Here is an 11,612-nt window from a genome sequence, read left to right as displayed (position 1 = left end):
GAACAGGCACACTGGAACCGAACGAATGGTCGGTTGGGAAGCTGGTGCAGATGACCACGACAGACTCCACGCCCGCGCCCCAGGGCCTCCAGGAGCACTTCGACGCGACGATCGCGCGTGACCAGCGGATCGAGCCCCGGGACTGGATGCCGGACGGCTACCGCAAGACCCTGGTCCGGCAGATCGCGCAGCACGCGCACTCGGAGATCATCGGCATGCAGCCGGAGGGCGAGTGGATCACCCGCGCGCCGTCGCTGCGTCGCAAGGCCATCCTGTTCGCCAAGGTCCAGGACGAGGCCGGTCACGGCCTGTATCTGTACTCCGCCGCCGAGACCCTGGGCGTGGACCGCGCGGACCTCACCGAGAAGCTGATCGAGGGCCGCCAGAAGTACTCGTCGATCTTCAACTACCCGACCCTGAGCTTCGCCGACGTCGGGGTGATCGGCTGGTTCGTGGACGGCGCGGCGATCTGCAACCAGGTGCCGCTGTGCCGCAGCTCCTACGGGCCTTACGCCCGCGCCATGGTGCGGATCTGCAAGGAGGAGTCCTTCCACCAGCGCCAGGGCTACGAGCTGCTGCTGACCATGATGCGCGGCACCGACGCCCAGCGCGAGATGGTCCAGGACGCGGTGGACCGCTGGTGGTGGCCGTCCCTGATGATGTTCGGACCGCCGGACGACGCCTCCCCCAACTCGGCGCAGTCCATGGCCTGGAAGATCAAGCGGCACAGCAACGACGAGCTGCGTCGGCGGTTCGTCGACATGACCGTCCCGCAGGCCGAGAAGCTCGGCGTCACGCTGCCCGACCCGGACCTGCGCTGGAACGAGGAGAGCGGCCACCACGACTTCGGCACCCCGGACTGGGACGAGCTGATGCGGGTCATCAAGGGCGACGGCCCGCTCAACACCGAGCGGATCGAGCGCCGGCGGGCCGCCCACGACGAGGGCGCCTGGGTGCGTGAGGCGGCCACCGCCCACGCGGCGAAGCGGAACAAGCGGGTTCAGGAAGGTACGGCGGCATGACACAGCAGGACTGGCCCCTGTACGAGGTGTTCGTACGCGGCAAGCGCGGTCTCAACCATGTGCACGTCGGCTCGTTGCACGCGGCCGACGACCAGATGGCGCTGACCCACGCCCGCGACCTCTACACCCGGCGCAACGAAGGGGTGAGTATCTGGGTGGTGCTCTCCGAGCACATCGCCGCCTCCACCCGCGACGAGAAGGACCCGTTCTTCGCGCCCAGCGCGGACAAGGTCTACCGCCACCCCACCTTCTACGACATCCCCGACGACGTCCCGCACATCTGAGGAGCAGGGCATGAGTGAGGACCACCTCTACCTGACCCTCGCCGAGGGACACGAGGACGACGCCCGCTGGGCGTTCGGCACCGGATTCGAGGACCCGCTGCACGGCGTGGACACGACCGTGCCGGCCGGTGTGGACGCCGCCGGGCTGGCCGCCTGCTGCCTGGCGCTCGGCGACGACGCCCTGGTGTCCGCCCAGCGGCTCGCCGAGTGGACCACCCGTGCCCCCGAGCTGGAGGAGGAGGTGGCGCTGGCCAACATCGGCCTCGACCTCCTCGGCCAGGCCCGGCTGCTGTACGCGCGCTGCGGCCAGGTCGACGGCAGCGAGCGGGGCGAGGACGCCTACGCCTACTTCCGCGACGCGGACGCCTTCCGCAACGTACGGCTGGCCGAACTGCCCAACGGCGACTTCGCGTTCTCCGTCGTACGGCTGCTGGTGCTGTCCGCCTGGCGGCTCGCCCTGTTCGAGCGGCTCGCCGGCTGCGCCGACCCCGTGCTCGCGGCCATCGCGGCGAAGGGCGTCAAGGAGCTGACCTACCACCGGCAGTACGCGGCCGAGTGGGCCGTACGCCTCGGCGACGGCACCGACGAGTCGCACCGTAGGATGCGCGCCGCCCTCGCCGACGTCTACCCGTACGTCGACGAACTCCTCGCCACCGGGCCGGGGTTCGGGATCGACACGGAGGACGTGCGCGAGGAGGTGACGGCCGTGCTCGGGCAGGTGCTCGACGCCGCCGGACTCGACCTGCCCGACGTGCGCCCGCTGCCCGGCTCCGGCCGCGACGGCGACCGCACCGAGCATCTCGCCCCGCTGCTCGCCGAGTTGCAGAGCGTGGCCCGGGCCCACCCGGAGGCGACATGGTGACCACGGCCACCCCGGCCACGGACGCCCGGCGCGCCCGGCACATCGCCGCGCAGGTGCCCGACCCGGAACTGCCCATGCTGACCCTGGCCGACCTCGGCGTCCTGCGCGACGTCGAGGTGACCGGGGACGGCACGGTCGTCGCCAGCCTGACGCCGACCTACTCGGGCTGCCCGGCGATGGCCGAGATGCGCGCGGACGTGGCCGCCCGGCTGCGCGCCGCGGGATTCGCCCGGGTGGAGATCCGTACCGTCCTGGACCCGCCGTGGACCACCGACTGGATCACCCCCGAGGGGCGCCGCAGGCTCGCCGAGCACGGCATCGCGCCGCCCGGCGCCGCCCCCCGCCGCGCCGCCTCCGGCCCGGTGCCGCTGGTGCTGTCCGCGACCCGGCGCACGGCGGTGCCCTGCCCCCGCTGCGGTGCGGTGGACACCGAGGAGACCTCCCGGTTCTCCGCCACGTCGTGCAAGGCGCTGTGGCGCTGCCTCGCCTGCCGCGAGCCGTTCGAGTACGTCAAGGAGATCTGATGGCCCCGACCGCCCCCGCCTCGGCCCCGGACGCCCCCGCCGCGGCCCCGGCCGTACGTCTGCGTCCGCGCCGCCGTCCGGTCTTCCACCCGCTGCGGGTCGCCGCCGTCCAGCCGCTGTGCGAGGACGCCGCCGCCGTCAGCTTCGAGATCCCCGAGGAGCTCGCCGAGGAGTTCGCGTTCGCCCCCGGCCAGTCGCTCACCGTGCGGCGCGAGATCGACGGGCGCGACGAGCGCCGCTCGTACTCCATCTGCTCCCCGGCCGGTTCCGTGCCGCGGATCGGGGTGCGCGTGGTGCCCGGCGGCCTGTTCTCCTCCTGGCTGGTGCGCGAGGTGCGCCCCGGCGACACGGTCGAGGTGATGACGCCCACCGGCGCGTTCACCCCCGACCTCACCGAGCCCGGCCACCATGTCCTGGTCGCCGCCGGTTCCGGCATCACGCCCATGGTGTCCATCGCCGAGTCCGTTCTCGCCGCCGACTCCCGCTCGCGGGTCACCCTCTTCTACGGCAACCGGCGCACCGGGTCCGTGATGTTCGCCGACGAACTGGCGGACCTGAAGGACCTGTACCCCAGCCGCTTCCAGCTCGCCCATGTGCTCTCCCGCGAGCCGCGCGAGGCCGAGGTGCTCTCCGGCCGGCTCGACGCCGACCGGCTGCGCGCGCTGGTCGGCGCGCTCGTCGACGTGCAGAGCGCCGACCACTGGTGGCTGTGCGGCCCGCACGGCATGGTCCGCGACGCCCAGGCGGTGCTGGCCGACCTCGGCGTACCCGGCGAGCGCGTCCACCAGGAGCTGTTCTACGCCGACGACGAACCGGTCCGCGAGGTGCGGCATGACGAGGACACCGACACCGTCGACGGACCGGTCAGCCAGGTGACCCTCACCCTCGACGGCCGCTCCACCACCTCGGCCCTCTCCCGTCGGCGCACCATCCTCGACGGCGCCCAGCTGACCCGCCCCGACCTTCCCTTCGCCTGCAAGGGCGGGGTGTGCGGCACCTGCCGCGCGCTGGTCACCGACGGCGAGGCCGACATGCGCCGCAACTTCGCCCTGGAGCCGGGCGAGGTCGACGCGGGCTACGTCCTGACCTGCCAGTCCTTCCCGGTGTCGGAGAAACTGACCGTCGACTTCGACAGCTGAGCCGAGCGGGACACCCCGGGGCGCGATCCAGGCGCCCCGGGGTTTTCTCATGTCCGCGTGCCGAACGCCCTCTTGACGACGGCCCATGACGGCCCGACACTCCCGATAGGAATCCTAGTGAATAGGTAGGGAAACATGGGCTGCCTCGGGTCGGTCACCGCGCGCGCGGGCCGTACGCCGTCCTCGCCGCCTCGCTCGACACCCCTTCTGACCTCCCGCCGTCACATCGACCTCCAGCGCGTCTGCAGTGCGATCGGCCGACCCGTCTGAGCCGGCCCCGCACGCCCCGGCACCCGCCTTCCGCGGCCTGCCGTCCGAGCGCACCGGGCCGCCCGTCCGACGTCGCTTCCGCCGCGCGTCCGTCGCGCGATCGCTCTCGGGGAGAGTCATGACCGTCACACCGCTCGCCGCCGTGCCCTCCGCCCGTGTCGCTCCCGCCTTCCGTGGCCGCCTCGGCCGCGACGCGCGCAGCGGCCACTACGCCGTACCGCGCCGCTACCGGCTCCACCTGTCCACCGCCTGTCCCGACGGGCTGCGCATCGCCGTCACCCACAGCCTGCTCGACCTCGCCGAGGCCTGTCCGGTGACCTGGCTGCCGGCGGTCCCCGACGACCCCGACGGCGGCCACACCGCGCTGCGCCCGCTGTACGAGGCGAGCGCCCACCGCTACACCGGACCGGCCCTGGCGCCGGTGCTCGCCGACGACTGGTCGGGGCGGATCGTCAGCACCCACGCCCCGGACATCATGCGCGACCTGGCCCGCGGCTTCGGCGGCGACGGCCCCTCGCTCTACCCGGACGACACCGAGGCCATCGAGTGGCTGTGCGTGTCCAACATCGACGAGGCCGCGCAGCACGCCGGACGGGCCGGGGCCGACGAGGAGGAGCGGGCCGCCGCCCTCGACACCCTGCTGGCCGCGCTCGGCGCGCTGGAGCGCAGGCTGGCCGGCCGCACCTGGCTGGCCGGCGACCGGCTCACCGCCGCCGACGTGGAGCTGTGGGCGACCCTCGTGAGCCTCGACACCGTGCACCGCCACCATCTGGACGCCGCCGCCGTGCACCGGCTCGTCGACCATCCGGCGCTGTGGGCCTACGCCCGGCGGCTGACCGCCCACCCGGCCTTCGGCGCCCACCTCGACCTCGACGGCATCGCCCGCCGCCACCACGCCCACTGCCGGGGCCTGGAGGCGGCCGGGTCGGCCGTCCAGATCCTGGACTGGGCCGCCCACGCGGCGGCCGGGACCGACCGGATCTGAGGACGCCGACACGCCGGCGGGCCGGCGACGTCTCCCTCCCCCGAAGGTGACGTCACCGGCCCTTTTCCCCCGGCGCCGGACCGTGGTCCGTGCGTCCGGGTCAGGCAGGTCCTGTGCTCACCAGCACATGACCGCCGTCTCGCCCGACCCCCGGACGGAGTACAGGCGGACCCGGACGAAATAGCGGCGGCCCTTGACCAGACGGGCTCTGACCGTCGCGTTGTGCGGGGTGCCGCCGTCGTCCCGGCCGGCGAGGAAGCGGGGCTCCCCGTCCCGCTCCTCGAACACCACGACGACGGTGTCGCCGTCGCCGAACGTGCCCACCGTGTACGTACGCGTCTCGGCCGGCTCGACGGTGAAGTCGGCCTGCTCGCCCGGGCCCAGTCGCAGCGGCGCCGAACGGAACGGCACCAGCGCGGGCGGCCGGCCCGGACCGGTCGGCGGATACCAGCGGAGCGCGAACTCCTTGTCGAGCGGGGAGAGGCCGCCGGGCGGGTGCAGCCCGCCACGGAACTGCTCGGGCTCCAGGACCAGCCCCGACGAGAACGGGAACTCCATGATCGACAGCGGGTCCCAGACCGACCCGTTCGCCTCGGACGCATCCAGCTTGCGCAGGATGTTGTTGTACGTGGTCTCCCGGCTCCAGAAGTTCGGCGGGCCCGCCAGATCCGCGTACACGGCCTCGTCGTCCCAGTGGAGCCCGGCGAACGGGCTCTGGTGCTCGTGCACCATGCCCAGCGCGTGCCCGATCTGGTGCAGTGCCGTCTGACGCTCCCCGGGCACGGTGAGGTCCCAGCCGACGTTCATGGTGCGCTCGTTGAGACCGACCCGCAGCGCGTCCTTGCCCACGGCCGACCAGGATCCGTCGCCGAGCTGGAAGCCGATCCGCAGCTCGGCCTCCGAGCGGTCGCCGACCTCGACGAAGGACACCCCGATCCCGAGGTCCTGCCACTCCCGGAAGCACTCGCGCACCAGGTCCCGCTGTTCCTCGGCACCGACCCACGACACCCACCGGGTCTCGCCGCTGCCCGGCAGGGCGATCGGGGACCCGTCGGCGTCGCCGTCGAAGAAGTGGTAGTGCACGACCGTGCCGTTGACCCACATCGACCGCCCGCTCACGAGCGCGCCGAGCCGCTCGGCGGTCAGCCCCGCCGGAAAGGCGGCTGCCGACTGCTGCGCGAGGGAGCAGTAGCGAGCGGTCATGGGCACAGCCTGCCGCGCACCGGCCCCCGCACACCTGAGTCGCGGTCTACTCAAGTCGCCCTGTATCAGGGGTGAGTATCCCCGCTCATACCCTCGTGACGACTTTCGAACGGGACGCGAAGACCCTGGTGCCGCGGCAGGCAACGTTCGCCCCGTCGCGACGCCCGGCACGTGCTCTCGCCGCACCAGCCGAAAGCCCAAGTACGTCCAGTACGAGGACTTCCGGCCGGCACGCCGAGAGCACGCACCGAACGCCGCTCCTTGACGGACGAACGTTGCCTGCCGCGGCACTGGAACTGCCCTGGCCGTTCACCGGACGGGAGGACGAACTGGATCTGGTCAGGCGGTCCTTGACCGCCGGGCGCCCCGGCATCGTGGTGACCGGTCCGGCGGGCTGCGGCAAGACCCGGCTCGCCACGGAGGCCGTACGGGGCACCGGCTGCGTCCACGTGGCCGGCACCCCCGAGACCCGCGACCTGCCGCTCGCCGCCTTCGCGCCGCTGCTCCCGGACACCGTGTCCCTGCACAGGGCCGTCCAACTCCTGTCCGGCACCAAGCTGTTGATGGTCGACGACGCCCACCTGCTGGACGACGTGTCGGCCGCCCTGGTCCATCACCTGGCCGTGCACGGCCGCACCCGGCTGCTGGTCCTCGCCACCGACGGCGCCCCGGCGCCCGGCGCGGTGAGCCGGCTGTGGACCGGCGAACTGCTGCCCCGCCTCGCGCTGACGCCGCTGCCACCCGAGGAGAGCGCCCGCCTGCTGGTCGCGGGGGCCGGCGGCCCGCTCGAACCGCTCACCGTCGACCGGCTGCACCGCCTGTCCCGGGGCGATCTGCGACTGCTGCGCGAGCTGCTCGGCGCACTGCACGCACAGGGAGCCCTCACCCCCTCCCCGGACACCGGCGAGCGCGCCTGGCGCGGCCCCGTACCGGTGAGCGCCGCCGTCCGCGAACGCACCGCCCGGCTGCTGCGACGCACCTGCCCCGACGAGCGCGAGACCCTGGACCGCCTCGCCTTCGCCGAGCCCCTGCCGCTGCCCGCCGACGCCTTCGACCTGCGCATCCTCGAACGCCTCGAGTCCGACGGACTGATCGAGACCGACGACCTCCCCGGCGGTGCGGACGCCGCCCGGCCCGCGGGGCCCGCGCACGCCGTCCGCCTCGCCCATCCGCTGCACGGCCCGGTGCTGCGGGCCGCGGCCGGCCGGCTGCGGGCGGGGCGGCTGGCCCGTACCCCGCGGGATCGGGAACACGCCCTGGACAGCGAGACGGCCGCGCTGGAACACCGGATCGCCCAGGCGGACGTACGGGACCTGCCGACCCCCGTGGGGGAGTGGCTGGTGGCGGAGGGCGCGGCGCTGCCGCCCGGCCACGCGGCCGTACGGGCCCGGTTCTGCCGACTGCGCGGACGGCTGCGCGAGGCCGGCGCCTGGGCCAGGGAAGGCCTGCGCGGCGCCCCCGACGACACCGCCTGCCGCCGCGAACTGGCCCTGGCCGCAGCCCAGACGGGCGATGTCACCACCGCGAGCGCAGCCGCCGACGACCAGGCCGCGCAGGCCTGGCTGGCGGCCGCCCGCGGAGACCTCACCGCCGCGCTGAAGGCCCTGCGCGGCATGTCCGGGGACCGCGACCCGTACGCACGCTACGAGGCCGTCCGGTTCGGCGCACCGGCCGAGGCCGCCGGCCGGCTGCCCGCCGACGGCGTGCTCGCCGCCCACGCCAGAGCCCTCGCGCACGGCGACCCGGCCGCCCTGGACCGCGCGGCCCGGGACCTGGAACAACGCGGCTTCCTGCTCTTCGCGGCGGAGGCGCACGCCCAGGCCGCCCGGGCCCACCGCGCCCCGGGCGCCGCCCGCACCTCACGCACCCGCGCCGCCGCCCTCGCCCGGCGCTGCCAAGGCGCGCGCACCCCGGCCCTGTCGGGCCTGGCGCTGGGCGAACTCACCGCCCGGCAGCGGCAGATCGTCACCCTCGCCGCGGCGGGTCTGAGCAACCGCGAGATCGCCGAACAGCTCACCCTCTCGATCCGCACCGTCGGCAACCATCTCTACGGCGCCTACGCCCGCCTCGGCGCCGGTGACCGCGACGCCCTGCCGTGGCTCGTCACGGACGGGCGGCAGCCCCGGCCCCGGTCCGCCTGAACCCGGAAGTGCCGCCGGAAACGGCGGCGTTCATGCCGCGCCGAACGCGGTGAACGCCCACCCCGTGGCCTGGTGCACCGCGTCGCCGGGCAGCGCCGCGCGGGCGTCGCGCAGGGCCTCGGCCAGGCTCAGGCCCGCGCTGAGGCCCTTGTGCAGGGCGAGCATCAGCGGCACCACCGCGGCGTCGTTGACCGGTGCGCTGCTCGCCACCACCCCGGCCGTGCCCAGCGGCAGCAGGGCGGTGACCAGGCCGAGGAGCTCGTCGGCGCCGACCGAGGCGAACCGGGCGGTGTCACAGCTGGAGAGGATGATCCGGTACGGGCTGCGGTCCAGCCGCTCGAAGTCGTGCACGATGAGCGGGCCGTCGGCCATCCGCAGCGACGAGAACAGCGGGGAGTCCGCCCGGAAGGCGCCGTGCGCCGCGATGTGCGCCAGCGCGGCACCGTCCAGCTCCTCCAGCACCCGCGGCACCCGCGCGTCGGCGTGCTCCAGCACCACCGCCGTGCCGTACCGGTCGACCAGTTCGGGCACCTCCGCGCCGCCGGTGGCCAGCCCCGGGCCCCGCACCAGCACATGACGGCCGCCCGGCGGCGGCGCGGTCTCCCGGGCCCGCAGCCAGCTGCTCGCCGACGGCGACACGTTCAGCACCCGCTCGCGCAGCGACGGCAGCAACGCCCACGGCACCCGGTGCAGCCGCCCCGGCGGCACGACGACCACCGGCCCGCTGCCCAACTGCCCGACGGCCGGCCCGAACAGCAGCTCCTCCAGCCGGGCGCCGGCCGCCTCCACCACCGGCAGCCGGCCCTCCGCCCCCGGATGCGCCAGCCGCCGCAGCCCTGCCTGGATGTACTCGGCCTCCCGCTCCGCGTCCACGAGCAGCCCGGCCGCCCAGCGCCGCACCCGGCCCCGGGCGCACAGCAGCACATGCACCCGCCCGTCCACCACGGCGAGTTCGAGCAGCCGTACGTCGTCACCCAGCCTCCGCAGCAGCCGCTCCGGCTCGAACCGGTCGCCGCCGCCGGGGTCCGCGCCGCGGATGTGCAGGGTCCGCGAGCGCACCTCACGCTCCAGCCGTCGCTGCTCCCGCTCAAGGGCGGGCACCGGACGCCCGTCCCGGCGCGCCTCCTCGGCCCGCGCCGCGATCTCGCGGTAGGCGGTCATCCCGCTCAGCAGCGCCGGATCGGCCGGCGGCCGGGTGGGCGGCGCGGACAGCACGGTGGCCCGCCAGCGCTCGCTCCACTCCAGCAGCCGCCGCGGCCCGCCCCGGGCCAGGCTCGCCTGCTGCGCCAGCGCCGCCAGCTCCGCGCCCTGCTCGGTGGCGCGGGCCCGCAACTCCGAGGCGCCCAGCGTCATCCGGTGGTCGTCGAGCACGTCCAGGCCGCGCCGGCACGCCTCCAGCACCCCCCGTCCTGAACCGGCCGCACGGGCGCTCAGCGCCTGCGCCGCCCAGCCCGTCACCCGCGCCAGCGGCGGCCCGCCGTGCCGACTGCGCGCCGCGACGGCCAGATGCCGTTCGGCGTCCGCCGTCCAGCCCAGGCCGAGCGCGATCCGGCCCGCCAGCAGCGACGCCTCCGGCGCGGCCGGCGCGCCGAAGGCGGCCAGCCGGTCCGCGACCGCCGCCGCGTCCGCGACCAGCCGGCCCGAACCGCGTCCGGCGGCCACCCGCGCCTCGATCAGCACCAGCCGGGCGTGCGTCTCCCACCAGCCGCGCCGCTGCGCCGCGAAGAGCCGTACGGCCAGGTCCGCGCGGGCGATCGCGGTGTGCGGATCGCCCGAAAGGCGGGCGGCCCGGGCGGCCCCGAGCAGCAGTTCCGCCTTGCGGGTGGACTGCCCGCCGATCCCGTCCAGCACCCCGATCGCCGCGTCCGCCTCGGCCAGCGCCTCCGGCGCCAGCCCGGCCGCCATCAGCACCTCGCAGCGCCGGATGTTGAGCATGAACGTCGGGGTGCCGAGCTTCGCGTACCGCTCCTCGGCCTCGTCGAGGAGCCGCAGCGCGACGGGCACGTCCCCGGAGCGGAACGCGGCCAGGCCCCGGCTCTCCACCGCGTCGGCCTTGTCGTGCTCCTGGCCGGTGGTGTCCCACAGCGCCTCGGCGGCCGTGAAGTCGGCGTCCGCCCGCTCCACCGCGCCCAGCGCCAGATGCACGGTGGCGCGCAGGGTCAGCGCGCGCGCCGTCCAGATGACGTCGTCCGCCTGTCGCAGCACGGGGATCGCCTTGCGTACGTCCTCCAGTGCCTCACGATGATGACCCAGCACCCACCAGGCGTAGGCGCGCCGGTACAGCACCCGGGCCCGGGTGTGCCCGCTGCCGCGCCCCACCCCCCGCTCGAAGGCGGCCAGGCCCTGCCGGGTACGGCCCGCGTGCACGAGCGCCACCCCGAGCGTGCCCAGCACGTCCGCCTCCCGCTCGGCCGACTCCGCGCGCGCCGCCAGGTCCCGGGCCCGCCGCAGATGCCGCAGGGCGATCCGCATGTCGCCCCAGTCCCGCTGCCAGATGCCGATCACCTGGTGGGCGACAGAGGCGTGCAGCGGCGGCGGATCGGTGCCGAGTACTTCCTCCGCCCGTGCCACCGCGTCGTTGGGAGCGGCGAACACCATGGGCAGCAGTTCGAGAACCGAGTCGCTTCCCGCTGTCACGCAACGGATGGTAGTGCTCCGCAGCCCCCTGAACCATGGAACGCGGGTTTGGCGCTGTATCAATCAACGACCGCACGACTCTGATTGAAGACCACCGCCTCTGTGGGAGGACACGCATGGCACCGCAGCGATTCCACGAGCAGTTCGACCAGATCCAGCGCTCGATCCCCGATGTCCCCCTCGCGATGGGACCGGACGACTCCGCCGAGTTCATCTACGAGAAGGGCGTCGTGCTCGCCCGCGACGGCGAGGAGGCCCGCCTCGTCGAGGACACCGTGCGCACGCACTTCACCGACACCACCGGTCTCGTCGCCGACCACGTGCGCCGCGCGGGCCCGGACACCAACCGCTCCGGCATCACCCGGATCCAGGTCGGCGACCCCGGACACGGCGACCGGCGCGCCGACCGCGCCGTCGCGGGCGCCCTGCGCGCCCTGCGCGAGGCGGAGGGACGCGCGGGCCGCCGGCTGGTCAGCCGCAACCACGTCGTGTCCATCGCCGTCAACGCCTGCCCCGGCGACGAGCCCGTGCCCGCCCCGCTCACC

The 11,612-nt window shown here is 74.7% G+C and carries 10 protein-coding genes and 1 pseudogene; 9 read left to right on the top strand and 2 right to left on the bottom strand.

Features of this window, described 5'->3' with window-relative positions; all coding sequences use genetic code 11:
- Nucleotides 1-50 precede the first annotated feature (50 nt).
- The 7 genes from paaA to FNH09_RS24150 all read left to right on the top strand — a co-directional run bounded on the left by paaA (nt 51) and on the right by FNH09_RS24150 (nt 5,086).
- Nucleotides 51-1,022, top strand: coding sequence for a 1,2-phenylacetyl-CoA epoxidase subunit PaaA (paaA, locus tag FNH09_RS24175; RefSeq protein WP_152891453.1), 972 nt, complete (start codon nt 51-53; stop codon nt 1,020-1,022).
- On the top strand, nt 1,019-1,306 hold the full coding sequence (gene paaB, locus FNH09_RS24170) for a 1,2-phenylacetyl-CoA epoxidase subunit PaaB (RefSeq protein WP_152891451.1): 288 nt from the start codon (nt 1,019-1,021) through the stop codon (nt 1,304-1,306). The genes paaA and paaB overlap by 4 nt, the downstream gene beginning before the upstream one ends.
- Before the next feature lie 10 nt (nt 1,307-1,316).
- Nucleotides 1,317-2,168, top strand: a complete 852-nt coding sequence (gene paaC, locus FNH09_RS24165; RefSeq protein ID WP_152891449.1) for a 1,2-phenylacetyl-CoA epoxidase subunit PaaC — start codon at nt 1,317-1,319, stop codon at nt 2,166-2,168.
- Nucleotides 2,162-2,692 carry a 1,2-phenylacetyl-CoA epoxidase subunit PaaD gene (paaD, locus tag FNH09_RS24160; RefSeq protein ID WP_152891447.1) on the top strand — a complete coding sequence of 177 codons (531 nt, stop codon included), beginning with the start codon at nt 2,162-2,164 and terminating at the stop codon, nt 2,690-2,692. The genes paaC and paaD overlap by 7 nt, the downstream gene beginning before the upstream one ends.
- Entirely contained in the window at nt 2,692-3,831 is a 1,140-nt protein-coding gene (gene paaE / locus FNH09_RS24155) for a 1,2-phenylacetyl-CoA epoxidase subunit PaaE (protein WP_152891445.1), read from the top strand. The genes paaD and paaE overlap by 1 nt, the downstream gene beginning before the upstream one ends.
- Nucleotides 3,832-3,966: 135 nt before the next feature.
- Complete coding sequence (locus FNH09_RS49875; RefSeq protein ID WP_338017671.1) at nt 3,967-4,101, top strand: putative leader peptide; 135 nt, start codon at nt 3,967-3,969, stop codon at nt 4,099-4,101.
- A gap of 118 nt (nt 4,102-4,219) precedes the next feature.
- The gene (locus FNH09_RS24150) at nt 4,220-5,086 is read left to right on the top strand and encodes a glutathione S-transferase C-terminal domain-containing protein (protein ID WP_152891443.1); all 867 of its coding nucleotides are present in this window, start codon (nt 4,220-4,222) and stop codon (nt 5,084-5,086) included.
- 117 nt (nt 5,087-5,203) lie between these two features.
- On the opposite strand, the gene absR1 is transcribed toward FNH09_RS24150, so the two are convergent.
- Complete coding sequence (gene absR1, locus FNH09_RS24145) at nt 5,204-6,289, bottom strand: beta-glucuronidase AbsR1 (RefSeq protein ID WP_152891441.1); 1,086 nt, start codon at nt 6,287-6,289, stop codon at nt 5,204-5,206.
- Between the two features lie 275 nt (nt 6,290-6,564).
- Between absR1 and FNH09_RS24135 the strand changes: the two genes are divergently transcribed.
- Nucleotides 6,565-8,430, top strand: a complete 1,866-nt coding sequence (locus FNH09_RS24135) for a LuxR family transcriptional regulator AbsR2 (protein WP_152891437.1) — start codon at nt 6,565-6,567, stop codon at nt 8,428-8,430.
- Nucleotides 8,431-8,460: 30 nt separating this feature from the next.
- Here the strand turns inward: FNH09_RS24135 and FNH09_RS24130 are convergent, their stop codons facing one another.
- Nucleotides 8,461-11,028 carry a CHAT domain-containing protein gene (locus FNH09_RS24130; protein ID WP_152891461.1) on the bottom strand — a complete coding sequence of 856 codons (2,568 nt, stop codon included), beginning with the start codon at nt 11,026-11,028 and terminating at the stop codon, nt 8,461-8,463.
- A 155-nt stretch (nt 11,029-11,183) separates the two neighbouring features.
- Between FNH09_RS24130 and FNH09_RS24125 the strand changes: the two are divergent.
- Nucleotides 11,184-11,612: pseudogene (locus FNH09_RS24125) on the top strand (S8/S53 family peptidase); the annotation flags it as partial.

The sequence above is a fragment of the Streptomyces adustus genome (assembly GCF_009377175.1).
GTDB classification, from domain to species: domain Bacteria; phylum Actinomycetota; class Actinomycetes; order Streptomycetales; family Streptomycetaceae; genus Streptomyces; species Streptomyces adustus.
Note: the sequence above shows the minus strand (reverse complement) of the source record. Positions and strands in the feature narration are given on the sequence as shown.